Annotated in this window: 18 protein-coding genes and 1 pseudogene; 10 read left to right on the forward strand and 9 right to left on the reverse strand. The window is 41.6% G+C overall.

Annotated features, from left to right (window positions below; all coding sequences use genetic code 11):
- Positions 1 to 189: 189 nt before the first annotated feature.
- Both H6G68_RS21675 and H6G68_RS21680 read right to left on the reverse strand, forming a co-directional pair.
- Positions 190 to 1575, reverse strand: coding sequence for a CHAT domain-containing protein (locus H6G68_RS21675; protein WP_190908498.1), 1386 nt, complete (start codon positions 1573 to 1575; stop codon positions 190 to 192).
- A gap of 51 nt (positions 1576 to 1626) precedes the next feature.
- A complete protein-coding gene (locus tag H6G68_RS21680) occupies positions 1627 to 2829 on the reverse strand; it encodes a lipase family alpha/beta hydrolase (RefSeq protein WP_190908499.1) in 1203 nt (400 codons plus the stop codon).
- Between the two features lie 131 nt (positions 2830 to 2960).
- On the opposite strand from H6G68_RS21680, the gene H6G68_RS21685 reads away from it, so the two are divergent.
- From H6G68_RS21685 to H6G68_RS21700, 4 genes are all read left to right on the forward strand, one after another.
- Complete coding sequence (locus H6G68_RS21685; protein WP_199332683.1) at positions 2961 to 4274, forward strand: lipopolysaccharide biosynthesis protein; 1314 nt, start codon at positions 2961 to 2963, stop codon at positions 4272 to 4274.
- Positions 4275 to 4833: 559 nt separating this feature from the next.
- The gene (locus H6G68_RS27820) at positions 4834 to 4977 is read left to right on the forward strand and encodes a site-specific integrase (protein ID WP_339327879.1); all 144 of its coding nucleotides are present in this window, start codon (positions 4834 to 4836) and stop codon (positions 4975 to 4977) included.
- 146 nt (positions 4978 to 5123) lie between these two features.
- Positions 5124 to 7601 (forward strand): membrane dipeptidase, encoded by a 2478-nt coding sequence (locus H6G68_RS21695; RefSeq protein WP_190908500.1) that lies wholly within the window; start codon positions 5124 to 5126, stop codon positions 7599 to 7601.
- Between the two features lie 118 nt (positions 7602 to 7719).
- On the forward strand, positions 7720 to 8274 hold the full coding sequence (locus H6G68_RS21700; RefSeq protein WP_190908501.1) for an alpha/beta hydrolase: 555 nt from the start codon (positions 7720 to 7722) through the stop codon (positions 8272 to 8274).
- Between the two features lie 349 nt (positions 8275 to 8623).
- Here the strand turns inward: H6G68_RS21700 and H6G68_RS21705 are convergent, their stop codons facing one another.
- From H6G68_RS21705 to H6G68_RS21715, 3 genes are all read right to left on the reverse strand, one after another.
- Entirely contained in the window at positions 8624 to 11164 is a 2541-nt protein-coding gene (locus H6G68_RS21705) for a hypothetical protein (protein ID WP_190908502.1), read from the reverse strand.
- A gap of 582 nt (positions 11165 to 11746) precedes the next feature.
- Positions 11747 to 12130 (reverse strand): hypothetical protein, encoded by a 384-nt coding sequence (locus tag H6G68_RS21710; RefSeq protein WP_190908503.1) that lies wholly within the window; start codon positions 12128 to 12130, stop codon positions 11747 to 11749.
- A 752-nt stretch (positions 12131 to 12882) separates the two neighbouring features.
- Positions 12883 to 13839 (reverse strand): tyrosine-type recombinase/integrase, encoded by a 957-nt coding sequence (locus H6G68_RS21715; RefSeq protein WP_190908504.1) that lies wholly within the window; start codon positions 13837 to 13839, stop codon positions 12883 to 12885.
- Positions 13840 to 13992: 153 nt separating this feature from the next.
- Between H6G68_RS21715 and H6G68_RS21720 the strand changes: the two genes are divergently transcribed.
- Positions 13993 to 14679 (forward strand): hypothetical protein, encoded by a 687-nt coding sequence (locus H6G68_RS21720; RefSeq protein WP_190908505.1) that lies wholly within the window; start codon positions 13993 to 13995, stop codon positions 14677 to 14679.
- A gap of 208 nt (positions 14680 to 14887) precedes the next feature.
- On the opposite strand, the gene H6G68_RS21725 is transcribed toward H6G68_RS21720, so the two are convergent.
- Positions 14888 to 15232 carry a Spx/MgsR family RNA polymerase-binding regulatory protein gene (locus H6G68_RS21725; RefSeq protein ID WP_190908506.1) on the reverse strand — a complete coding sequence of 115 codons (345 nt, stop codon included), beginning with the start codon at positions 15230 to 15232 and terminating at the stop codon, positions 14888 to 14890.
- Between the two features lie 156 nt (positions 15233 to 15388).
- Positions 15389 to 17278: a relaxase/mobilization nuclease domain-containing protein gene (locus H6G68_RS21730; RefSeq protein WP_190908507.1), complete on the reverse strand. Its 1890-nt coding sequence runs from the start codon at positions 17276 to 17278 to the stop codon at positions 15389 to 15391.
- Between the two features lie 145 nt (positions 17279 to 17423).
- Here H6G68_RS21730 and H6G68_RS27355 point away from each other — a divergent pair.
- A pseudogene (locus H6G68_RS27355) lies at positions 17424 to 17603 on the forward strand (RNA-guided endonuclease TnpB family protein); the annotation flags it as partial.
- A gap of 97 nt (positions 17604 to 17700) precedes the next feature.
- Here the strand turns inward: H6G68_RS27355 and H6G68_RS21735 are convergent.
- The gene (locus tag H6G68_RS21735) at positions 17701 to 18153 is read right to left on the reverse strand and encodes a hypothetical protein (RefSeq protein WP_190908508.1); all 453 of its coding nucleotides are present in this window, start codon (positions 18151 to 18153) and stop codon (positions 17701 to 17703) included.
- Between the two features lie 472 nt (positions 18154 to 18625).
- The gene (locus tag H6G68_RS27360) at positions 18626 to 22210 is read right to left on the reverse strand and encodes a DEAD/DEAH box helicase (RefSeq protein ID WP_242045355.1); all 3585 of its coding nucleotides are present in this window, start codon (positions 22208 to 22210) and stop codon (positions 18626 to 18628) included.
- 478 nt (positions 22211 to 22688) lie between these two features.
- Here H6G68_RS27360 and H6G68_RS21750 point away from each other — a divergent pair, with 478 nt between their 5' ends.
- The 4 genes from H6G68_RS21750 (at position 22689) to H6G68_RS21765 (ending at position 26787) form a co-directional block, all read left to right on the forward strand.
- Complete coding sequence (locus H6G68_RS21750) at positions 22689 to 22910, forward strand: hypothetical protein (protein ID WP_015217822.1); 222 nt, start codon at positions 22689 to 22691, stop codon at positions 22908 to 22910.
- Complete coding sequence (locus H6G68_RS21755; protein WP_190908509.1) at positions 22907 to 23329, forward strand: type II toxin-antitoxin system VapC family toxin; 423 nt, start codon at positions 22907 to 22909, stop codon at positions 23327 to 23329. Before H6G68_RS21750 ends, H6G68_RS21755 begins: the two co-directional genes overlap by 4 nt.
- An 882-nt stretch (positions 23330 to 24211) precedes the next feature.
- On the forward strand, positions 24212 to 24985 hold the full coding sequence (locus tag H6G68_RS21760) for an AAA family ATPase (RefSeq protein ID WP_190908510.1): 774 nt from the start codon (positions 24212 to 24214) through the stop codon (positions 24983 to 24985).
- Between the two features lie 206 nt (positions 24986 to 25191).
- Positions 25192 to 26787, forward strand: a complete 1596-nt coding sequence (locus H6G68_RS21765) for a ParB/RepB/Spo0J family partition protein (RefSeq protein ID WP_190908511.1) — start codon at positions 25192 to 25194, stop codon at positions 26785 to 26787.
- Positions 26788 to 26954 lie beyond the last annotated feature (167 nt).

Here is a 26954-nt window from a genome sequence, read left to right on the forward strand (position 1 = left end):
ATTATTTGGGTTATTAAAAAAATTAAGTTTATTAGCTTCAATTTCAATAGATATACAAAGTCCCTCTCGCTGATCTAATGCACAAAATCCGCTCTTTACTAAAAAGTCAGCAAGTTCGCGTTTTATTTCCTGTAAATTATTTATGTTAGAAAACATAGTTTTAATTTTTATTTATCACTCACCTTCGCATTAGTAATAGCGTAATTTTGCTTTGATAGACCTCAATATTTCTGCATTTTTTCCTTCCTTAAATGCTGCTTCTAATTCATTAAATAGTAGCTTAAGAGAAGTTGTCTTCTCCATTTCAAATAAATGATTAACCAGTAGAAGAGCAAAAGTGCTATTATTTGGGTTATTAAAAAAATTAAGTTTATTAGCTTCAATTTCAATAGATATACAAAGTCCCTCTCGCTGATCTAATGCACAAAATCCGCTCTTTACTAAAAAGTCAGCAAGTTGTTGCATATCTTGCTTTGTTATTTTTTCTTCTGATATTGGTTGCTCTGATATTGGTTGAGCTACTAACCTTCTAATATTAAATTGCGACTGCGAATAGAGTACTGGAATGCACCAAGAAACTTCTTCATACGGTAGGGCATTACGTGCAAATTCCATTGATTTATCAATACCTTCACTTCTTAGAAGTTTATTGTAGAATGATTCTACAAATGTTTTGGCTTCCTCTTGAGGAAAGTTGTATTGCATCGCCACTACAGCCGGAATACCTCTGCCAACTAAACTATGTGCCACGCCGTTAAATGTATTTTCCTGGCTAGTTATTCCTGTTTGGCATGAGCAAAAGAAGGCAAATTTAACCTCGCTATTCCAGAGCCAGTCGCTTAGATCGTTTCCCCTAATAGACTCTGAATTACCTTGTTGGTTTATCACTATAACTTTACCATTATCTTTCGCAAAAGTTCCGTGTCCTACAAAGTGAAACAAGTCATATTTGTTTTCATCCAATATTCTCTGTAAGCCTAGCCTTGTAGCATTTTCTCCCGTCAGAATATCAGGTTGTATCCCATATCCCTTAAATAATGTTTTCACTGGCTCTATGTATTCGTTCTCAATAAAACTGTTATTCTTAGGTGAGGCTGAGACAATAAGTACCTTCATATTTTGAAAATCAAGGTTTACATATTTTTTGGGAGCATTACCAATAAACCGAACAATTGAAACCCCACGACGTACAAGAAACTGCTTGTCATCCCGCAGCAGTTCCCACGGGATAGAAATCAATTCAGGTGCTTGAATATCCAACCGCAGACGAAATCTTTCCCCTTCTGTAAGAGCCTGATACCACGCCTCAAATTTTGACCCCAAATCTTCTCGAAATACAAGATTATAGAGTGCTTTACCAACAATGTCTAAGTCTTCTTCTCTTGCCTTTAGTTCGCCTAATCGCTGAAAGTAATAACTAAAATCGTTGTTGCCACTAATTTTATCAGTGAGAGCAAAATTGAAGGTTACGGGTTGTGGATAGGGTTGGCTATCATGTTCTAATTGAGCTTGATAGTTACTCTCTCCATGCTTTCTGAGAAGGAGCCGTAGGTTAATAAATTGAGTTTCAGTCATCGCTTAATTCCTTTATTTTGTGGATTACTCTAATTTGGCTTACCTACTTACCTATAATTCCAATACAACCTCATCCGGGTGTATTTCTTCAAGTTCTTCAAAGGAAGGAGAGAACGCAAAGGTTGGCTTGTAGCGATCAAGATGTTCAGTCTTTCCCTGATTAATAAGGTCATGGATAGCAGACAACACATCATTATTTTTTTGAATTGAACCATGATCAGCCGTTGTTTCATAGGTTGTTATATCCTTAAGATAAGCCGAGTCAAATGGAACAGTACCATCACCTACTTTTGCTCCCAAGAACCTATAATGCCAGTTATTGCCATCTTGCTCCCGTTCAACACGGGTAATGGTCTTTAATGAACGGTTAGCGATGAGGAACATCTTCTGTGGTAAATGTGCTTGGATAGTTTGGTGGAACTGTTGAGCATCTTGGAGATACTGTACATTGATAGACTCTTCATTCCAATAGTCTGCATTATATATATTAGGTTGTCCAAAAATTTGTGGATTAGGACACAATTGATACAAACCTGGAAAAGATTGAACAACTTTTCGCACTACTTCTGCGCCATAACGAAATCCAGCAATTTTAACAATAGGAAAATTGCCTTTCATTGCCATAAAGGGTAGATAAGACCCTTTATTAGGAGTGCCTAGCATAATTAGCTTATCAAGCCTATCTTCTGCTTGCGCTTCAAAAAGGTCCAGATATCGGCGCACTACCAGTCCCCCCATACTGTGGGCAAGGAAAACAAATTGCTTGTTTCGTTTATTCCCCCCTTTTGCTTCCACAAAATCTCTTAGCTGAGATGCAGTATTGTCAATGGGCTTGCGCCAATCGTAGGCAAAGCTGTGAACGGTGTAGCCTTTGTCCTGTAACCATAGCTTAGTTTTGAGATAAGCCCCTTCATAAAGCCCTATTGGTTGTAGGCTATTGTTGGGCATTGTATCATCAGAGTGGTGAAGGCGGACAAAGTTACCATCTATAATCAAACCTCGTAGATTTACCCAGACTTTATGTCCACTCTCGTCCGCTAATTCAGACCCCATAATTCCTGGTAGCAGGATAATCTCTGTCTCTAATACAGCAAAATGAGGTGGGGCAGTAAGCAGTTCTCTGAGTGATTCATACTCATCTTCCCCAAAATATGCTGTCATCTGCGATGGGTACGACCCATCCTTAATGTACTGTTTTAACTCAGTGTCACTCAGTTCGTTGAACCAACAAAATTCTTCACTTGTTAATGACATAGCTGTTTAACATCTTAATTTTAGAATTACTATCTCACATAAAGCGTATTATGTGTGCGTGTATGCGTGCTTTTAAACTTTAAATTGGCTATATTGATTGGTAATTGCCCAACTGTATCTATTCTTAAATAATGATAAAGCGATGGTTTACCGACAGCATTTTACTGAAAATAATCATTAAAAATGCTACTTGGTTGTTAGGAGGGCGAGTAATCACTGGACTAACCAGTTTAGTTTATTTAGGTATAGTTACTCGTCATCTTGGTGTTACAGGCTTCGGCACGCTGGTTCTCATCCAAACATACATTCAAATAATTGTAGATTTAACTACTTTTCAATCTTCTCAGGCGGTGATTCGTTACGGAACTATCTGTCTGGAACAAAAAAATCAAGTTGCTTTACAAAAACTGCTAAAGTTTACTACCTTACTTGATCTTGTTGGGGTGTTAGTTGGTTTAGCGATCGCTGTGTTCATTGCTCCCTATATAGGTTTCTATATAGGATGGAATCAAATGGTCATTACTCAAGTGCAGTGGTACAGTTTGATTATTCTGTTTACTAGCACAACCACACCTAAAGGTTTATTACAGCTTTACAACCGCTTTGATTTATTAGCCTTCCAGATTACTATTCCTACTATTATTTCTATGTTGGGAGCGATGGTAGCGGCGATGCTTAATGCTCCCTTGTGGGGATATCTTATAGTTTGGTTCATTGCTCAGGCATCTGGAGAGTTACTATTATTCTTAGTTGGTTGGCGAGAAGCTTGGAAACAAGGTTTGCTAAAGAATATAGATTGGTCTTTTATGAACTTAAGTCAAAACCATCCTGGCTTATTGAAGTTTTGCATTGTGTCTAACTTCGATTCTTCTTTACCGATCGTGATGAGGCAAGTTAGTCCCTTAATAATAGGAATTTTTGCCACTCCCTCAGCCACAGGACTGTTCAAGGTAAGCTATGAATTGTCTACCCCACTTAAGGATATAGCTCAAATTTTGACTCAATCAATCTATCCAGAATTGGCTAGGTTAGATAGCCAGAAAAAAAGGCATTTATTTATACCCTTACTGCTGAAATCAACTGCGATCGCCATTAGTATTGGAATAATTATCTGGATAATTAGCGTTTGCTTAGGTCAGATTATACTTAAATATGCCTTTGGCGAGGCATTTATTTCAGCCTATGGAATTTTAGTACTGTTGGTGGCAGCAGAAGTCTTCACAATGGGAAATTGTGCCTTAGAACCAGCCTTTTATGCCATTGGCAAGCCCAGTTTTCCCTTGCGAGTAAATGCGATCGCTATTTTAGGCGTTTATTTACCATTGTTGCTAGTTTTAACTAAAAACTTTGGGATTGTAGGTGCAGGTATCGCCACATTATCATCAACAGCTTTAATATTAATTCTCAATAGCCTACTGATCTGGCCGCAACTGCATCGTAGGTAAGCAAATTAAACCCCACATCCCCTACTAAATGGATGCCTAAGCCAGGAAGTCACCTCCCTGACTCGGCTACAAAACTGTGCATAAAACGTTAATTTCACACAGATCCTCTATTTGGTGGTAGCGTTACCCTTAACCTTGTCGTTAATTTACTAGTTTTACTTATTTAGTTTTGCTCAAGTTTTTTTCAAAAATGTATTTAGGAATACGGTTTTTTGACAATTAGCAGGTTTATAGGTATCCGTCTGTGCGCGATCGCAAAACTTTTCAGTCTACTGACATTGGTCACTCATACTCTATTGTCTCAATCCTGCCCCAGAAAGATACTTCCGGCAATCTGTGGGGGCGGAAACGGTTGTGGTAGCGACACAATTGTTGGATGATCTATTTCAAAGCCTCATTCAACTTGCTGTGAACATCTGCGCGATCACTGACAATTTTAACCCAGAGTCGCTGGCGTTAACCCAACCAGTACCGTTAACTATGCACCCAGATGAAGTGATAAGGCAAATAAAATTATACCGAGACGGATGAGTGAGCAGGGAATGTTGCGAGCATTGCGGTGACGGGGGGAAAAGCTGATGTGGATGCTTTTACACCTCATGATTTTAGAAGAACATTTATCGGTAATCTATTAGATGCAGGTGCAGATATCGTCACGGTAGCGAAACTTGCAGGTCATGCTTTGCCAAAGTACCACAAGTAAGTATGACAGGCGTGGAGAAGCGGCGAAGAAACGAGCAATTGATTTGCTGAGTGTGCCTTACATTAAGCGGAAAAATCGCTAGTTTTCTCAGCCAGTGTTTAGAATACTTCAATTATTTTCGTCTTAAATCACAAAAAGTAGGACATATGAAGATACATTATCAAGCTTTAGTTCAATTACTATCAAAGCTAAATAGAAAGATTAAATACAAATGTAGCAATAAGCTAGTTCTTGTAAAAACAAGCTTATTTATTATAATAATTTGTTTTATTTTTTATAATATTCCACCTGCATTTACTCAAATCCTAAAAAAAACAATACCAATTGACGTAATAAAAATGCAAATACACTCAAAAGAAATCTCTTTTGATAACTGGAGTTTTGAACTGGGATTACAGGGTTGGGAAAAGACAGGAACAGCATTTTATAGTCAGCCTACCCAAGGGGACAATGTTGTTATGTCTAGAGTTGAGTCACTTCCTATAGGAGGTGATTACTGGAAGGATCTTGCTTATCCCATTGGGCATAAGGGTAACTATTGGATTGGTACTTACGAAAAGCATCCCAAAGATTCATATGAACTTATTGGTAGCGTGCAGGGAGATGAACCTACGGGAACTTTAGTTTCTCTACCTTTCATGCTGAACTCTGATTTCATTACATTTCTCATTGGCGGAGGAGATGATATTAGAAACCTCAAAATAGAATTATTGGAAAAAGTAAGTTTAGGAGGAACAGTAACTTTTTCTGATGGTGAATATAAAGAAGTTCTAGATATGGCTACAACTGGAAGAAATTCAGAAGTTATGCGACGAGATTGGTGGAATGCCGTAAATTATAAAGGAAAAACTGTACGTATAAGAATTGTTGATAATTCTAGCAGGCTTGGGGGGCATATTAATATTGATGATATTCAGTTTACAGATATTGAACCTTCTTCAGTTTCCATAGGAACAAGTCTACCTACTCCTATTGTTGAAAAAATTGGTAATGTATATTACGACTGGGATGCTCCTATCTGGGGTTTTGTAGATATGCATACGCATCCAATGGCACATTTAGGCTTTGGGAAAAAACTTTTACATGGTGTTCCTGATGTTGGTTCAATCATTCCGACTGGAACTAGAGATTGCAACCCTGCTGATAGAAAAGCTACAAGTATTCAAGAAGCACTAGGAGATGATAATTCAACACATGGCAAACCACAGGGTTTATTCGATAACCCATGTGGCGATTTTCAAAGAAATTTTGTCATACGAGGGTTAGAAATTGCAAATGAAGCACAAAGTCAACACGGTTCCAACTCTCTAGGTTACTCCGATGACCCTAATAAAGCATTTGTGAGTTGGCCAAAATTTAATGACATAACTCATCAGCAAATGTGGGTTGATTGGATACAAAGAACTTACCAAGGCGGCTTAAGGGTGATGGTTGCCTTGGCTGTCAATAATCACACTTTAGCTGATGCAGTTAATGGTGATTCTCCTACAGATGATAAAGGTTCAGCTGATCTACAAATTCGTGAAATAGAAGAATTTGTGAATAGACATAACGATTTTATGGAAGTAGCTACTAGTCCTCAACAATTGCGAAGCATAGTGAGGAGAAATAAACTAGCAGTCATAATTGGTGTGGAAATAGACAATATAGGTAATTTTAATAAAACCTCTTCTTTAAGTCAGCAAATGATAACCGAGGAAATCCAAAAATTATATAACAATAAAGTTCGGTATATATTTCCCATTCATGTGCTTGACAATAAATTTGGAGGAACAGCAGTTTACCAAGATATTTTTAATTACTCCAACAAGACAGAATATGGAAGTTTTTGGAATTTGAAGTGTGCAGAACCTAGTGACGGAATAACTAAGCAAATTAAGGGAAACATGGCAATTCAATTTGCAGGAGCTTTTATAGGTCAAGACCCATTTGAGAAGCTTCCCATTCCCTCCTGTGCTAATGGAATTGGACATAAAAATCGAAAAGGGTTAACACCAGACGGAAATTTCGCTATTAAAGAAATGATGAAACGAGGGATGTTAATTGATATAGATCATATGTCTGAAGAATCAGCGAACCAAACTCTGACGATTGCTGAGAGTATTCCGGGTGGATACCCTATAAACGCCGGACATAATGGATTTAGAAGTAATGGTCAACAAAATGAATATGAGCGAACAGATGCACAAGTTGCAAAAATATCTACTCTTGGTGGAATGATGGGAGTAGGATGGGGTAACAATGTATCTTGCGAGTTTTTAAATAAATTCCAATACGGATTCGTCAAAATGAATGGAAAGCAGCTTGCTATTGGAACAGATATTAACGGACTTGTGAAAGTGCCAAGACCAAGAAACGCAAGTATTGATTGTTCTGGAAGTCGAGTGATCTATGTAGAAATCTCAGGTAAACCTAATGGACTTCTAACTATGGCGCAAACTGGAGCAAAAAAGTGGAATTATAATACTGAGGGAGTAGCTCATTACGGCCTGATTCCAGATTTTTTACAAGATTTGAAAAATATAGGTATGGCTCCCCAACAGCGTAGTTCTTTCTTCATGTCTGCCGAATACTTTGCTCAAATGTGGGAAAAATCGCTCAAAGTATCAGATAATGTTAAATAAACAGCTCCTAAAAAACGCTTATCTTGAAAAAAATTGTTGAAAACAGAGGAACAGTAGATATTGTCAAGCCTGCTTTAGGTTGACAATATCTAAATTCTACAGTGAGGAAGTTATCATCATGATGGTTAAACAGATTAATATACATCAAGTAGTTTTACAGAGACAACATAAGTTGATTCTTGCTTGGGTAAAAAAAGTTTTACATCAGAGCCGAATAGGAATACTACTTATAATAGTTTTCACTATAATAGCTTTCCCTACAATGCCTGCATTGGGAGCCGAGCGGATTTCTATGTTTTATGGATCCTTGCAGTTTTCACTTCCTGTTTCTGCTCTCGAAAGCTATGCTAAAACAGGCAAAATTAATGACGATTTGGCTTTTTATACCAACTTTTTTAAACCGCAAGATTTAGATATTTTTCGTCAAGCTCTACTGTATCGTGAAGATGTGAGTCCCTTTACTATTTCTCAGTTCCTCTATTCAACTAAGGGAGAAAATGGATTGAAAAAGATAGGAGAACTGATCCAAACAGAGTCAAGACAAAATGGTTTCTATGCAATTCGTGCAGCGGTAATATTAGCTGCCAATGATCCCGAGGGTTTAACAATTTTAAATGTGATGCATTACTATCCAAGTAACAGTATTCACATTAATTTAAGCAAGATTTTTTAGATTTTGGGGTTTTTTGTACAAACCCTCGAAAAGGGGGAATAGGCTAGACTGTGCCAAAACGGGAGAATCGTACGCTAAGGAATTGAGGGAAGTGCTGAAAGTATTGTGATAGTTAGCTTTCAGCCATTGCCAAAAATCAAGTTTTCAAAAAAATTGATGAATATGGGGTTTGGATAACTCAGTTTACAGATCAAGAGTAATAGGAGAGCGAAAAATTTTGGGGGAGATGGGGTACATAACACGGTAAGATGCACAAATGCCCTCTCAAGAACCACTCATTTATCAACTAAAGATAGTGCTGTTAAGCATCAGCCCCATGATATGGCGGCGCATCTTATTGTAAGTTTCATCAAGGGGTAAGTGTAGCGAATTGCAAACACCCAGGATTGTCCTCTGCCCATGCAGTAGCTTCTGCTACTAACACCTCATGACCCGAATCCAGGTAAAATTGCATCTTGAGCGTCATCTCCAAGTGATTGCCTTCGGCACTGCGCTCCGCGCGATCGCGCTCTTGACCACAAATAAGTCGCCCTGAAATCACCCCGTATTCCCGCACCTTTTTCTTAGCATTAACCACTGCCAAGAGCCGCAGCTTTGTTATCCGTTTAATCTCTTCAATTCTTGATTTTTCATCAACCGTAGAATCATCAATCAAACCACTTTGCGACCCATTATTGCCATTTGCGGCTGGTGTTGCTGGAGAAACGACTGATTCTATCAAATCCCCAATCAAGCCACTTTCCTGCTCATTCTTGGCGCTGTAGAGTGAATCTTCTGCTGTTTCTTCTGCCCCCTGCCCCCTGCTCCCGTTCGACTGACGCTCACGGCGGAAGCCTGCTCCCCTGCTTCTTCGGTCATTCCCCGCCATTGATAAGTTTTGATTATCGCTTTTTGGCAAGTCGCCGCCGAGCAAAGACAATAACAAATCCTGATGAGAAGAAGATTGATTTGATTGCCACCCAATCGTTTGAAATGTTGGCTCTAATTGATTGTTGGATTGATTTAAATCAGTTTCAGAACTATTAACAGAATTTATAATTTCCTGATTTTCTGACAGCTGAATTATTTCTAATTCGTTGTCACTCCTCTGAATTTCCAGATCACAATCCTGATTTAACTGCCTTTGTTCATTTACCTGAGCGGCTTCCAGACCCTCAGGGTCTGTCGCCGCTGGCGGTAAGCATAATACCTTCATATAAGGGAAGTGTGTGTAATCGCTCTCTGGGTAAGGGTTTTGAGCTTGTTGTTTTTTCCACGGGTGATTCGGGGGGTCAAAGTGTGTGTAATCGCTCTCTGGGTAAGGGTTGGCGCTATTTTTTGGCTCTTGGCTGTTTCCTAGATTTATGCTTCTTATCAGGATGTTATCTGATGGGTTAATGCTGTTTATTTGATTTCTATTTTGTTGGCTTTTATTTGTTTCGACGCTTTTATCTGTGGTTTTGTTCTCTGTCCAAGGGTCTGGTATGTACCATTGTGGATGCCATAAGTGCTTATATTTGTATAGTGTATTTTGACTCAGGGTTTTGTTGTACAGTAGTTTATATTCTGCACTTATTTGTTTGCTTCTTTCGGTTACTATTTCGCTTAATCCTGTTTCTGTTAGTTCTGTTTGTACTGGTAAGGTATTCTGTACTTCTGTATTTCTGTTTTTCTGTATTCTTTGTTGTATTTCTAATGTTTGTACTATGGCTCTAATGCGTTTTTGCGTTTTTTCGCTGCGTTGCTGGTTTTGGCTTTTTGGTTTTTCAAAGGGAAGTAGGTTGTTTTGGTTTTGTTGTTTTTTCTGTTCTCTTATATCTGCTATGGCTAGGGCAAAGGTGTTGATGTATGTCAAGAGTGGGCGGTTGGGATAGCTGGCGTAGGGGGTATACCATTGGTGTCTGATTGTGCATTTTACCCAATCTCTGACTCTGGTTTCGATGCGTTTTTGGTGTTGACAATATTCTCTGTATCCTGGGGCATTTCTGGCTGTTTCTACGGCGTATTCAATCAGGTGTTCGTGTTGTAGGTCTAAGAAGACTATGCCGTAGCCGACGATTATTTGCAGGAGGGTGTTTGTTTGTCCAAAGCCTGTCCATCCTGTGGCGATGATTTCTTCCCAGTTACTTTGCCATTCTTCGATTTTGATGCTGGCTTTTTGACGATACTGTTCTTTTGTATGCCGCTTTCTGGCTTTTTTGCAGGCGTATCTGAGTTTACTGAGGTCTTGACGACTGGCTGCATGATCACAGTGATCTAGGAAGGTGGCTACTGAGTGGCTGATTGGTTGCAGGTCTTCGTCTAGGAGGTATGCGCCGCTTTCTGGCTGCATGGGGCAGCGGATGGCGTTGTAGTTGGTAATGCTGTCTTTTCCCCAGGGTTTGGGGTTGGGAAATATTTCTATGTGTCCTGGACGGATGTTGAAGCCTGCATCTTTTAGGGTTTGTTCTAGGGCGCAGGCTAGGTTGAATGTGGGTATTTTGGCACTGAAGGGGATGATTAGGTGGTAGCCGCCGCTATGGCTTGATTGGATGGGTACTATTTCGACTATGCCGATGTCTTCTAGGGCGGTTTTGATGGTTTGATAGGCTTCGAGGTTATGGTAGTGGCTGAATGTGTCTATGTCTATTGTGGCGTACCGGGTATAGTCGGCAAAGCGTATTCCTATGAGTTGGTCGCTGTTTTGATGGTTTTTCCACAGTTGGGAGGGCTGGAGGTAATGGTCTATTGTTCTCCAGGCTGGTTTGCTGTGGCTGTTGTTGACTGGGGCTACTATGGCACTCCAAGGATGCCAAAAATATTTGACGTACCGTTTTCCCAACTCGGAGGCTGGTTGGTGGGGTTGGCTTTTTGGGCTGGAACGACGACGGGCTGGTTTGTTGAAATTGTCTGTGTTTTCTGGTAGATACATGACTGGCTTTCCTCGATGTTTTCTGTTTTTTCATCGGGTAGCCGCTAGTTGGCATTTAATCTCGCTAGATGTAAAAAGCTGCTTTTGGGCTTGAATGGTCTGATTTTTCGCTGCTGTTGGCTGTTATTCCAGAAATTAGCTTTCTTTTGAACACTTTGTCGGACAAATTCTAACGGTGTTTAATTCTGTCTAGCTTTGTCCAAGTGTTGTACGGCGGTTTCAGAACCTATTCGCAGATTTTTACTATCTCGGTTTGATGATTAAATGCCTAATTGTTGGTAAACAGGAGACTCATGGACTAGAATTGAGATCAAATTTAAATAAATTTAGCTAGGGTTTGATAGCCCTGCTAGCGCGGCTGAGACGACTGATAATCGTTTCGCGGTTTTCTTGATTCATTCCTAGATTCCTAGCTGGCTTTCTTTCTGGCTTTAAGGCTGGCTTTAAAGCTTTCTGTTAGTGTCCATGAGTCTCTTGTTAACCAAGCACCTAGCGGCTATCCAACTTTTTTTTTGTCAGTTGGGATACTCCACTCTCCGGCTGTGACAGCCTTCAGAGGTGGTGATAAGGATTTATCTTCTATTAAAAATTTAGCAGCATTCGTCTGCTGCTCCCGATACTGGGTATTGGGTATTGGGGATTGGGTACTAGGGATTGGGCTTCCGCCGTGAGCGTCAGCCGAACGGTACTGGGTATTGGGTACTGGGGAGAATTTGCCAATTTTGGTGAGGATTTGCACTGCTGCCAAATATTTATTGCTATTTCCCAATAACGAGTCCTGGAGAAATGACCCGTCAGTTCATCCGTACTCCAGTGAGCTTGATTGTTGCTAGTTCTGGAGAGATGGCTCGTTAGTTCATCTGTACTCCAGTGAGTTTGACTGTTGCTAGTTCTGGAGAGATGATTGGTTAGTTCATCTGTACTGTCTTGAGATTTAAGTCTATATTTATCTTGAATTCTGTACATAATTTCCTCCAATTTTGACTATTTTTGAGGCGATTGGAGGAGGATTTCGCATTTATAGAGGTACATTTAGGTTTATTTACGTCATTTCTCAAAAAAGCAGAGTTTTATGCGATTTTTGAGAATTTCGTAAAAATTGACAAAAAATATCTCCACACTGCACACAATTTATAATAAGATTGTGTACAGTAACAAATACGGATTGTGTCTAACTTCAACTCCAACAGCGAGATCGGTCTGCAAACTTCACTAGCTGTTAAGGATAGTTAAACGCAACTCCTCCTTCAATTCGATTTGCTTAAAAACGGACAAAATGTACTTCTATCTTCCATTTTGTCCTCACCATTTCCATAACTTCATAACCTCCATTAACTCCACGAGACTGAAAGTATTTATTTAAGTGTTAATTGTACTCTAAGACGCTGCGATTAGACTCAAAGCACAAAAAGTTTTGGGTAAACAAAACCGATGCAACTATCATATATCGCTTACGGGACAAAAAGAAGTTTTAGGGGATTTTTGTGAAGTTCTGCAACGCACATCCTCCTGGGAATACAACTGGATGAGGTGTTGGATGTAATTCATCGCCACTAGTGCAAGGAGGCAGAAGCAATCCTACTCAGCAGATTTGAGTAGATATTTTGTTGCAGCTGGACTCCCTTTCAGTTGACAATCAGCCGATATCAAACATAGATATCAAATGCCTGTAAACTCCTCCCATGCTGTGACTTACGCCAAAAGCAGTGGTTTTGCATTCAGCCATCGTAAGGGACATTTAACAACTGCACAGCTTGGCGTTTGGCAACTTCAGGACGCAGATCGTATTTTTGGGTAGTCGCTGGATCGGAATGACCAGCCAGACGACTCACAGTTAAAACATCGACACCAGCTTCCAACAAATTACTAATAAAAGAGCGCCGAAAATCATGGGGGCTAAAAGGTGCCACCCCAGAACTTTTAGCCCGTTTTTGGAGAATTACCATCACCGCCTGGTCAGTCATCCGTAAAATATGTACGTGACCACCACGCCGCACCGGACAAATCAAAGCACCAGCAGCATTACCTCTAATATTTAGCCAAGCATCTAGAGCCGCCACCGCCCCTACTGGCAAATACACAGTCCTGAACTTGCCCCCTTTACCCTTGCGGACTTGCAAAGAACCATCTTCCGGCTGATAGTCCCCCAAATCTAAAGCCACCACCTCAGCCCGACGCAAACCAGAACCGCTGAGAATAGCGATCAACGCCGCATCACGCACACCAATCCAATCTTGATTCTGCTTGCAATCGCTCAAAAGAGCGGCGATTTCACTGGTTTTAAGCAGCCGTCCCCGCAAAGCCGAATCACCCCGCACACACTGAATATCCACCGCATGGGCATAATCATCAGCACTCATCAACCCCAACCGAAAAGCTTCCTTCAGCACCCGCCGTAAAGCACAAAGCATCCGGTTAACGGTTGCTGGGGCATACTGTTCCATTAACACAGCGCGAATTGCCGCCGTGTGCTGATAGCGTAATTTTGACCAATCCAAAGATAGAGCATCGTACTCATCCGCAGTGAGCAGCCGTGCGATCGCATTCAGAGCCTTTTGCATTGTCCGCCTGCTACCAGTAGTTAAACTAGACAAATAGACCGCCGCCGGGTGAAGCGTCAACGGCGTTGGTGTTGCCAATATTAAGTCTGTGTACTGTATTAATTGCTCTGCCATTAAAAGAGCGTGCTTGCGCCTAATTTTCTTGGGTAAACTGAAGTTTTAATAACTTACGATCCATTCTACTCCCACACAGCATCCCCTGCACGCCAATTTCATGACATCAGCACGTACAGAAACCTTATTATTAGAAGTTGTAAGGAGAGAGCCATGACCCAATCAATTCCTTTCTCTGCCGGAGATACTGCACTAACACAATCTGAATCTTCTACAAATGGTGTAATTCAGCACAAACGGTTGATGGAGTTGGTAGAGGCAGAGGATGCTGCTAACGGGGAAGTTGGATGTGGTCGGGATTGGGGAGAGCAGCTTTCAGTTTATTTGCACACATCTGGTATCAATATCTCGGATGAAAATTTCCGAACTCTACTGAGGGAACACTTAGGACATTTATTGATGGAACGGGACTTTGATTCCATTACGACCCAGGTCAGTCGCTTTATTGAGTCAAAGTTGGTGCAGGTGAATTTTCAGCATCAACAACATTTACCCGTAGGGAGAGAGCAAGTTGTCGAATATATCTCTGATGAAGAACTGAGAGGATTTTTCCAAGCAGAGTTGGGTGAGTTTTGTAATGATGCGATACTTGAGCAGATAATCCAGTTTACTCATAACTGTGTTCATAAAGCTGTGCTTCAGCCTCGACATACCTGGCCTAAACCTCTTTGGGTGCTGACAACTGGTGAGAAAATTTACATTGCCCAAGCATCTGATTTGGATGATGCTATAACGAAGGTTAAGGCACAGTATCCTCAAGAAACTGGAACGTTGTCAGTTTTGACTGTTGGTGGGGTGCTAGGACCAGAGCCGGTAATTTGTTTAGAAAGGGCAAACTAAATGCCATCCCTGCAAAGAACTAGGGTCACTCGATTTTGGATTGACGATTTTGGATTTTGGATTGATTCCACCCTAAAGTGTAGAGCTTGAAAATTTTGGATTTGGTCTTGACGTTAGCGAAGCGTACGCAGCGCAGCGAGTATTTTTCCGTCAGTAGAGGACGGGGCTTGTACCAAATTTTTTTAATCTAAAATCTAAAATCTAAAGACTAAGCCTGAGAATCAGCGAAAGAAGAATGCAAATCTTGCAAACTTACGCCGCCACTCAGTAGGAAAAGGGGACGCTTGAGAAGCATTGCATCGTTAGCGAATGCCTCAATCCACTGCTCATCTGTCCAAGTCTTCTTGTTATCACCTAAAGCCCGGTAGGATTGACCGGAGGTATTTCGCATGGCAGCAGAACCCAAAGACTTTACCCAGTTTTGGATCTGGTCACGAGTTGGAGGAGTTTCTTTGGTGTTAATAAACTCATAGTCAATACCGTTGTCTTGAAGCCACTTGAAAGCCTTTTTGCAGGTTCCGCAGTTCGGTATTCCGTAGATTTGAATGGACATAAAAAAGGTTAATCAACATCGTCTTCATTTGATATTACTTGTATATGTGCCATTTATTTTAAATTACAAAACTTTCTTTTTAACATACAATTTTAATTACAAAAATATCCGACTTATTGGCAATAAAATCATAAATTAGTACAACAGATAAACCAGCTACAATTCCAGTTGTTTTTGTTCGCTTCTTTGTTTCTTGATACTGGCTTCGTGTTGTTGTTGCAGTGCTGACTTGACATAGGGTAAAACTTGTTTGACAAAATAATTAGTTGTTCCTTGGGAGAGGCAGGAAATTCTCACATCCCAGGATTTAATTTCTCTATTCCAAGCTGCTTCCATGATGGGAAAATCAGATCCAGTTCTGCCCAAAGTTAAACACTCTCCATCCCACTCCGCAATGTAGTGTTCCCAGGTAAAGCGAGTTGTTTTCTTAAGATTTAAAAGAGCAGCCACTATGGGTGCAACAGTTTCTGCTCGCTGTTGTTGATAGCGATTTTCTGATTGTTTGATTAAATCTTCTTTGAGGGCAATCATAGCATGAACTTCCGAGGGGGTCATTTCGCTTTCGGTGGGTAATGCTTCCCAGTCATCACTATTACGTCTAGCCCGCAGAATTTCGCTTTGGTCTTGTGTACGACGCAAGGAAATTTCAGTGGCAGATATTCGCTCGGCGGTAAAGTGTTTGTCAATGTAGCGATTTGTATTTTCTAAGAGTAACTCGTCAATATCTGCTGCAAACATCGCTGTGCATTTAATCTGCTTGGCACTGATGAAAAGAGATTGGGTACTAGCAGACACAGATGAATTAGGAACAGATGCAGATTTTTTATTAGATAGATGTTGGGTACTAGCAGATACAGATGAATTAGAAACAGATGCAGATTTATTATTAGATAAATGTTGGGTACTGACAGATACAGATGAATTAGAAACAGATGCAGATTTATTATTAGATAAATGTTGGGTACTAGCATATACAGACTGGGTATGATTCTCCAAGTCTTCTGGTAATAGTTGCATTTGTTCACCAGCAGCAATCGCTGCTGGCACAGCGGAGTCGATAGCGATACCTGTAGCGGGCGTAGCGATTGCCTTTGGCACTGCGCTTGGCGCGATGCCGGAGGTGGGCGTAGCCATCGCCTTCTGGTGGGTCTGCTCCGGATTAGCGTAGCCTGTCCGCAGGACATACAGTGGGCGTTTCGCTATCGCTCGTAAAAAAGGTAAATCACGGGTGGGGTTATAATCAACTCCCCGGATTGTTTGCAGTTTTTTCCAGCTACAGTTTTTTAGCTGTGAGCCTCGACACCGAAATCCTTCATACTCAAAAGTCAATCCCTTCATTTCATCACCAATAATGGTAGGGTAAACATCAACACCCTGGTGCTGAAGCCTACCGATGAAGATTTGGATGTGAGGTTGATTTTCAGCGGCGGCAATGACCATACGTTCCAATCGTTGCTTAGTTGGTTCTGCTGGTGGTGTATTCCGCAATCCAGTGTCATATTCTTCTTGTTCTCGCAACATTCGGCGCTTTTGTCCGGTGGTGGGGGCAGAATAATCAATCTCTGCACTCTTAGTCAGTTGATATAGATGCCACCGTTGCTCGATTTCTCGTGTCAGTTCTTCGGCACGGGTTTTGTCTTGCCAGTCGTTGATGCGGGTAAAGTTTTCACATTCAAAGGTGTGAATCATGATATGAACGTGAGGCGGTGCATCTGGGTTGTACTGTAGTTGACTTTCTGTGGGTTTATGCTTAATCATCAGCCACAGGTTGTTGGTGTAGCCTAGTCCGTTGATCATGAAGTTGCCAATTTCTAACCAGTCGTCAGGAGTGAGGCGGTCTGTGTGGTGGGGACTCATGGTGATGTGCTTGGTATCTTTGTCGGTGCGAGGATTTTGCCCTGATATGGCACGCCATTCTTGAATGATTTGGGTGTAAGTCTGCCCTGCTATGTTGCCACCATACAACTCGAATTCTTTGTGTTTATCCATGAGATAACGCAGTAGACCACCGGGGTTATTGCCAGTAGGAACAACTTTGGTCAGCATTTACCATTCTCCGCTTCAACACTGAAAGATAAGAACTTACGCATTGGGTACAAAAGATTTAAGGTAATAACAACGGACAAGATACCAATAGCGCCAAGACATGGCAGATACAGGGTAAGTGATAACGATATCTGCAATCAGAAAAAATGACCGAGATGGGAACGCAGCTATCAATATTAGAGCAGAAGGAATCAGAATGCTAAAGGCGGAAGGTTCAGCCGTCTCTGCTGTAGGAGGGGAGATAAGACCAAAACTAGGACGAAAGTCCAAATTGCGGCACTCCCCCGTGATTACAGAAGCTCCTAGTTCAGCCGTAGGCAACTAGGAGTAGTTCACTCCCAGTCCTCCAAAAACTTACTGCACCACCAGACCTCCCAGAAGCTTGAAAGCCCATAAGTGTAGTGTGTTGTTGACTTCTACATCTAATCCCAGTCTTCGTCGTCAAAGTCATCTGTTGAACTTTCTTCATTTTCCGTGTTGTCATCGACACCAGATAATTGCAATCTCACTTCGCGCAATTCTGAGCGCACTTCTCCTAACAAATTATCCACGTCACCAATTTGCTTAATTAACTGCTGGTATGTTGGTTTTGAGAGAGGTTGTTTTTGGTTGAGGAGAGCGATCGCTGTTTGTAAATCTTTTTCTAAATGTCTTAGTCTCAGGTCAACTTGTCCCATTTGTACACTCGTTTTCACATTAATAGCTGGCACTTTTGGCGGACTAATGGGACGACCTTCTACTCGTCGTCTAATAAATTCAGCTAGGGGTAAAGCATAGAACTCAGCCATTTTATGCCAGCGACTTTTTTCTGCCGGAGTTAAGCGCAGCAAAAAGGTTGAAGTTTTATCCTGTTTACGCTCTGGTGGTGAGGTCATAGCAACGAGTTGAAGGGGTGAAAATTGAGAACGTTTTAGAATAAATAGCAATATGCGATACTAGAGAAGATGTGAGACAATCTGAAAATAATGGGCTTACCGTTGATGTGGATGGCGATTGCACTCTAAGATTTAGGTTGTTATCAATTTTTGTATATACGTCCTCCCTGCTTGCTTCCCTAGTAATGGTGCTGTAACTGTGTGTTTCGTGCAAGATGTGAGATAATGCTGATAATGTGTATGTTGTGATTGAATTCCACATTATGAGTGTGGTCATGCAATCAGCATCCATCAAGAGAAGTATTTTCAATCAATTGAATATTTTTATGTAGAAAATACCGTGTTCATAGAGGGTAATTTTTGCAATAGACTTGTCGTGAAAAGAGGGGCTAGGTACTGGTAATTGGGGATGGGACAAATAAGATATTTATGAGTTTTTGGTGTAATTTCATCTACAAAGCAACAATTGTAATTATCGTATTTCTCCAAATTGCTGGATATATTCTACTAATTGTTTGGTATAACCACCTTCAGAAAGTCTGTCTAAATTCCCCACGAGGATAAACAGTTCTCTGGCTCGGCTGACAGCAACATTGAGTAAATTCGGTTTGCGATTAATAAACCAAAGGCTATCAGCGGGTTCTGATTGGCGAGTTGAGAAGATTATCGCAGATTTTTGACCACCTTGGAAGGTGTGGACTGTGCCAATACTATTTGCTGAAAAGTCGGAAGAGCGTGATTGTAAGCGTTCTTGCAAGGCATTTGCTTGGCGACGATAAGGTGAAATTACGCCTATTGTGTTTTGATTGCTAGTGTTTTGATTGCTAGGAGAATTGAAGCTGTAACCTGCCTCTAGCAATTGGGCAATTAACGTTTCTACCACATCAACTTCTGCCCAATTTATGTGGTTTTCTGGCTTTCCTTCAATATGGTAAGCAATTAGGTTAGCACCTAACAGAGATGGTTTGGCTTCTGTTTTGATGATCATGCCATAATTGCACAGGCGATCGCTAATTTCGGCAATCACTGGCACACAACGATAATGATATTTAAGGATAATGCCGTTACCAATGTCTTCTGGTTGTGCTGAGGCTCCTGCGGCTCGGTGATAAGCTGTGGTAGCGGTGGGACTGTAGCAGTCATAATCTGCATCTGTAAGTCCCCTTTCCAGGAAGGATTTACCGCGATATTCTTCTTTCTTCTGGTCGCTTAAATTAATGACCGGCTCTAGTTGCAATGGGTCGCCGACAATCAAAGCCTGACGACACCGCACTAACACTGGAAAGACCTGATGGGGGGGAATCTGACCGGCTTCATCTACAATGACTTGGTTGATACAACCGCTATCAGGATAGGGTAACAGACGGCGAATGGAGTGCAAGGTACTCAAGAAAACGGGAAACAAAAGGCTGATATCACGATAAATGTTTCTCCAATGCAAGGACATTTGACGAAAAGCGTCCCATTCGTTATTTAACACCCCAATGTAAGTTTTAATAGCAGCCATGACTTCATCTTTTCTGCGTTGTGCTTCCTGTTGTTGAAATTGCCAAGCACACTCAAATAACTGTACTTGCAATGTGTGCAATTCGATGTAGAAACGACTGTAGAAATCTTGGTTAGGATAAGTGGCCAGCCGATTTTGGATTTGTTGTTGCTGGCGTTGTCGGTCAGTGAATTGATGTTGTAAGTCGGTTAATTGGCGTTGTAATAATTCTAGCTGTTGTTGTCTGTAGTTAAGTTGATTTTGTAGTTGTTGCCAATCAGATACTTCTTTCAGTAGCTGGGAAACACTTTGGCAGGCTGCTACTAAAGATTCAATTGTCAGGGGAATTTGAAAGGGAAAGGGTGTAGCTAAGGTTGCCAATACGGGCATTTCTATTTGTTTGTGCAAGCGTTTGAGAATATGGCGTGGGCTGCTTCTGGTTATCTGTTGCCAGAATCGTTTAATCGTTTGCCATAGTTTAATTCTCTGCAATAGTTTGATTGTTTGTAATAGTTTAATTGTTTGCAATAGTCGAATCAACCAGTTGGGGTTTTGACCTAAAAATTGCCTGGTACTTTCATGAGGTAAGGAATGATTTGCTGTGTTCAAGTGTTGCTCTATCTGCTGGTACGCGAATAGTGGAAATTTGGAGTAGTCGCGTGATGAGTTTAATGGTGAGGGCGGCTGGGAGTTAGAGTAATACCGTGAGGGGTTTGAGGATGATGGTTGGAATTCATAATCCGAGTTAGGAGAAACGTTTCTCCTAGATTCTGAGGTAACATCTACGGGGTCTATTGGTAAGGGATATTGAGAGTCAGAATAGTAATTTGGTGATTGGTTGAATGGTAGTGGAGATTGAGGCTCTGGGTCGTTCTGTGAGGAATTTGAGGATGATGGCTGATATTCAAAATCTGAGTTAGGAGAAACGTTTCTCCTAGATTCTGAGGTAACATCTACGGGGTCTATTCGTGAGGTAGGTTGAGAGTCCCAATAGTAGTTTGGTGATTGGTTTAATGGTAGTGGAGATTGAGGCTCTGGGTCGTTCTGTGAGGGGCTTGGGGATGATGGTGGGAATCCAATATCTAAGTTAGGAGAAACGTTTCTCCTAAATTGTGTGGGGTTAATTTCTGTAGAGTTATTTATGGCTTGATGATGAACATGAGAGTTGTTCGGTGATGGGGTAAATGGTAATGGGGAGTGAGCGCGAGAGTTGTTTTGAGAGGAGTCTGTCGGTGATGACGATGGAGGCTGTAACTCAAAATCTGAGTTAGGAGAAACGTTTCTCCTAAATTCTGGATTCACTTCTAGAAAGCTATTTATTGCTTCTTGCAGCCGTTGTACATCTCTATCTAGCTGCTCTAATAACTGCTCATCAGCAATCTTCTGTTGTTGGTAATATTCATCTTGCTTGATGTGAAATTGTAGTTGCTGCACAAGAGCTAACAATTGTTGCTTGGCTGACTCCCATGCAATTGGGTTAAAGGTTTCTCTAGCTAGTGAGTCGAGTGCAGCTTGCAAAGAGGGCAAAACTTGGAGATCAACTAATTCTTTGGAGCCGCCTGATAAGTAGAAGCAGTTTTGTGGAAAGTGGCTCTCTAGCAGTTCTTCAACGTTGTTGACTGCATGGTTGTTGGTACTGGTGACTAAAGTTAGGTTACTTTCATCTTCACCTTCTGTGGCTAATTGCACGGCGCGGTGGACTACTTGTTGCGCTATTTTGTGTAACAGCAATGTGGTTTTACCATTCCCCGGTGGTCCAATTACGGCGGTGAGGGGTTGAGATTGGCAATGTTTGAGAGCCTGGGCTTGATAGTCATCGGGGGGTAAGCTTGGGAAAGCACCGAGAAATAATAGGTTGTGTTGGGATGCTATTGGTTGTCCAAACAGATATTCGTATGCGGGATGTCCAGGGACTGCCCAATTCCATTTTCGCTGTTCGCTGATTTTCTGGAAGTCTTTGTTGAGGTTATGGTTGAAGGCTACGTAGCCAAAGTTCAGGAGGTAGGGAAGCAGTTTTGAGCGCACGGGAAAGGGTGGTAATTCAATCAGGCCGATAAAGTCTTGTAGAGTTTTAAAGGGGCGATTGAAGGTGGTTTCCAGAAAAACTTTGAGTCCTTCTTTGGTGACTAGGGATTCAGCAGTCTCTTCTTCTAGTCCGTACCACTGCATTAAGTTGGGGATAACTGGTTGAAACTCGAATGTAGTTAAGTCCCAGCCGCTTTTACGATAATTGCTATCAAAGATAGGAGAAATGTCGATGGTAAAGAGGGGGCGAAATTGACGGCGATTTCCTGAGATTAAATAAAGCTGGGGGAAGGCTACGGCGATTGATGGTGGGTTGGCTTGAGATTTTGTTTGAGGTTTGGTTTTTGAGGTTTTGAAGGGTTGTTTGAGTTGTTTGAATAAGGATTCGTCTAGCAGTAATCTGTCGCCTACTAAATTTACACCAGAGTCCCAGATATGGGGTTGCTCGTCGTCACCTGCTTCGACTTTGGCATTACTCAAGTTTTCAATGTGGATGTAATGCAGCCAGGTTTGGAGCAAGTCGCGAATCTGTGACTCTTGTGCCATTGTTCGTCTCCTGATACTTTTAACCGAGACATCTTCAGACATTAATAGATATAGCTGTAGCCAGGTTAATTAGGACACTGCTCCAATTACTTTTTGTAGGAAATCATTACTATTAGGTTTAATCATTATAGTTTATGTCCTAATCTTGGTGGCTACAGCGATATCTTGAACATCCAGTACAACTCCTAGAGTTGCCATTGAAACACAAGCTACTAGAATTTACGTACAATGTCATCTAACAAATGACTGAGTTTTTGTCAGGGCTTATACATAAAGGTTGAGTAGCGAGTATATTTTCCTATTTAGGCATCTCGGATCAATGGGAATGCAACAACTAGTACCGCTTCGCGGAATTCGTAATTCGTAATTCCTAATTCGTAATTACTATTCCGTAAGGGTTTCGGACTTTTTGAATGGTTGGTTTATTTACGCCGTGCTGTACTAGTAAAATAAAATTATCCCCCACTTAAACCCCATCATGGTTATCCAAGAACTCGAACAACAACTCCTTCAGCTTTCCCCCAACGAAAAACTGTATATTATCCAACTACTGGCACAAAGCCTGACTACACAAAACACCCACCCAGAGCAGCCCACCACAATCGTAGAGTTTTTTCGTCAATCCCCCCTGGTAGGAATTGCCGAAGAACTGGATTTTAGCCGAGACCGCAGCCTACCCCGTGATGACTTCAACCCATGAACTACCTCCTTGACACTTGCTTGATTTCCGAGATGGTTGCCAAACAACCAAATCAACAAGTTTTAGATTGGCTAGATGCCCAAGTGCCAGAAACACTTTTCATTAGCATGATCACAATTGGCGAAATAGCTAAAGGCATCAGCAAAATGACCGCATCTAAGCGGAAAGAATCTCTAACAAATTGGCTAAATGAAAATCTACCTAATCGCTTTGAACAAAGAATCTTAAGTATAGATTTCTCAACAATGGTGTTGTGGGGAAATTTAGTCGGGCAACTAGAACAGAATGGGCGACCTTTACCCGCTATGGATTCTCTCATTGCAGCCATCGCCCTGCAAAATTCTCTATCACTTGTTACTCGTAACGACAAAGATTTCGCTCTTACAGGGGTTGTAATCGTTAATCCTTGGTCTATTTGAGCTAGTCACCATACCAAGTGCTGATAATGACATTCCACTAACTATGAACCACAACCCCTCTGACTGGCTAGGAAACATCATCTCACAACTTCCCACCCTTGCTCTCTTGCAAAAGATAGGGATGCAGCAAAATCGTAATATCTGCTTTTTTTACCGAAGAAAGGCAGAGGGCTGTCTTGCTGGAGGCAGAAGGTTTTAGAAAATAATTCTTCCCTCTGCCAAAAGGGTTTAATGTGACTTGAATCATAAAATAAGCTTTTAGCTCACTTTATGGGGTCTTGTCAGACTTCTGCCCTCTGCCGTCTGCCTTGTCCCAACCAAGATCACCAAAAGTTGCCAAGACCCCCATATCATATCTTTGAGATTGGCACAAATTGAAGGGGCTATTTCTTTACTTGGACAGCGTTCTGCAACTCCTCAAAGCTGTCAGTTCGCTGATTTTGAGATCCGAAGGGGAATTAAAGCCTTAATGCAAAAGGAAAAGGGTGATTTTTAAGTACCCAATTAATTTTCAGTAAAATTTATAACCATCACATCAGGCTTCCAGAGGTGATTATTTAAGGCACAGGGATACCATAAATCATAAAATGGTAAAAGCTCTATGTGAGATGAAAATGCCTGAATCAATTGAATTGCCTGGATTACAAGCCCTGTAGGGCTTAATTAAATCTTGCAGGTTAAAAATGAGCGAACGTACAGTTAACATTCGGTTTTCGCACTGCTTCCTGCTTTTTTTTGCGTGGTTTCTATAGATGTTTTGTATCTAAACTGAAGACAAACTACTCCCCAGCGTGCTTTGAAACTGTGTACTATTTTGAATAAACTGGAAAATAAAAACGAGCCAATTCACTAAAGCCATCCTACCTTTAGGAACGAAAGCCAGTGTCAAATTCTCAAGATCAGTGTCGCATCATAGCCCTCTTTAACCAAGCAGGTGGTGTCGCCAAATCAACACTCACCCAAAACCTGGGCTACCACCTAGCCCAACAAAAACATCGTGTCCTCCTCATCGACATTGACCCCCAAGCCTCCTTAACCAAATTCATGGGCTTAGTCCCATCCCAATTACAAAAAACCGTAGCCGATGCCATTATTGATGAACAGCCCTTACCCATTCATACTGGCATTCACGGCATGGACATAGTACCAGCTAACCGACTTCTGAGCGGAGCCGAAATGCAGCTAGTCAGTGCCGCCATGCGCGACTTGCGCCTCAAAGAATCCCTAGAACCAGTCCAAGACTCCTACGACTTCATCCTCATCGACTGTCCCCCCAGCTTAGGATTACTTTCTTATATTTCCCTAGTCGCCGCCACCCACGTCCTCGTCCCCATCGAAACCCATCTCAAAGCCTTCGAGGGAACAGACGAACTTTTGCAAACCATCACTCAAGTTAAAAATAAACCCAACCGCAAATTACAAATCGCAGGTTTTGTTCCCACCCGCTATGCTCACCAAAACTCAGCCGATAAACGAGCATTAGCAGCCATACAAGCACAACTTTCAGCATGGGGTCGGATTTTTCCACCCATCCCCAGAGCCACCGCTTTTGTTGATGCCACAGAAGAACGTGCGCCCCTAGCAGTAGTTGACTCCAAACACCCTGCTGTTAGTATTCTTAAAGAAATCGCTTCTGCTTTAGAATCCGCTATATAAGTTACCTGTTTTAATCGCTGAAAGACCTGGTAATTAAGGTTTTTAATTTCTAAAACAGGCAAGTTATTTCTCCGCCTAAACTACAGCAGATGGCTTTAGAGAGCGACGAGAGATTTTCATCAATGATTTAGGATGCCTATATTTCTCTAAATTTAGAGTAGCATTCCGATTTCTGTCCCCCATTCAACTATATTCCCTACACTACAATGGTACGCAAACGCACCGAAAAACCCTTTGCTGGTCAAATTACCACCCCACCCCCAGCCCCTTGGTTATCCCCAGTGGAAGCAGACACCCCACCCGCTGCTGAAAGCAAAGTCAAACTCCAAGACATTCACCTGCCTCCACAGCAACCTAGACACTACTTTGACCCCCAAGCATTAACAGAATTAGTTGCATCAGTTAAACAGCATGGCATCCTTCAACCCCTCTTGGTGCGTCCACTAACAGGAGGGAAATACGAATTAGTAGCAGGAGAACGGCGCTATCGCGCAGCCACAGAAGTAGGACTGGAAGAAGTGCCAGTGGTTGTGCGTAAGTTATCCGATGACCAGGCGTTTCAGTTAGCCTTGATTGAAAACCTACAACGACAAGACCTCAACCCAGTTGAAGAAACAGAAGGCATCTTGCATCTTTTGGCTATTCGGCTAGAGTCGGATGTGGAAGCTGTGAAATCCCTGCTGTACCGGATGAAAAATGCCAGTAGCAAAGGTGAAAAGCAGTTAAAAGACTCTGAAGATCAATTTAGGAGAAACGTTTCTCCTAACTCAGAAACAACTGATGAGACGGAATCTGGTAGCAATGTTTCGACTGACCTGAGTGATTCTGTTTCACCCACCGAAAACGGAGAAACAACTTCAGAATCTCCTAGCAATGTTTCGACTCACTCAGAAATAACTGAAGAAACACAATCTAGGAGAAACGTTTCTCCTAACTCAGAAACAACTAATGAGACGGAATCTGGTAGCAATGTTTCTCCTAAATCTCTTCTAAATAACGAGACAGAATCTGGTAGCGATGTTTCTTCTAACTCGGAAATAATAGATGCTACCGCATCTGGGAAAAACATTTTTCCCAACTCAGGAACAACCACACTTAAGAAATCTAGGAAAAACGTTTCACAAGACGCGAGTACTTCCGTTTCCTCAACTGAGGAGTCAGAATTAAAGGATGAAGCTAGGGAAAATATTGCTCCTGACTCTAGCATCACTGAAGAAACAGAATCTAAGAGCAATGTTTCACAAGATGCGGATACTTCCGTTTCCTTAACTGAGGAGTCAGAACCAAAGGATGAAGCTAGGCAAAATGTTTCTTCTGACTCCGGCATCACTGAGGAAAAAGAATCTAGGAGAAACGTTTCTCCTAACCTAGATGAAGAGAAAGCAAAAAAAGTACAAGAGGTGTTTGAAAGCTTGGGACTGATGAATTGGCTGTCCTTCACCACCAAGCGCCTACCCTTACTCAATCTGCCTCTGGAGATTTTAACAGCATTGCGAGAGGGCAAACTGGAGTATACCAAAGCACAAGCCTTGGCACGGATTAAAGATAATGCTCTCTGTACACAACTCTTAGACCAAGCGATCGCACACAACTGGTCTTTAAGTGAAATCAAAGCACAAATCGCTGCTAATACCCAACCGGCTCAACCCCCATCCGCAAAATCACCCAACCAAATACCAGAGCGTCTCAAAAACATCACCCAGCACATTAGCAAGCGTAAACTCTGGGAACAACCTGCCAAGCAAAAGAAACTAGAAACCCTCCTGAGTAAACTCGAAGCTTTACTGGGGGATGAATCATAGGACTGACCTAGAAACCCCCAACCAATGCTCACCACTTTTGAGGGAGTGAGGTGGTGACAATCTATTTGGATGCCTAAGTGTAGTGACCTGCAATTATAAATGCCCAAACCTGCAATCAAGACCTGAGCAAACCAGGATTATTTGCAACTATAATTTCAGTTGAACCA

The organism is Anabaena catenula FACHB-362 (assembly GCF_014698735.1).
In the GTDB taxonomy this organism is placed as follows: Bacteria; Cyanobacteriota; Cyanobacteriia; order Cyanobacteriales; family Nostocaceae; genus Anabaena; species Anabaena variabilis_A.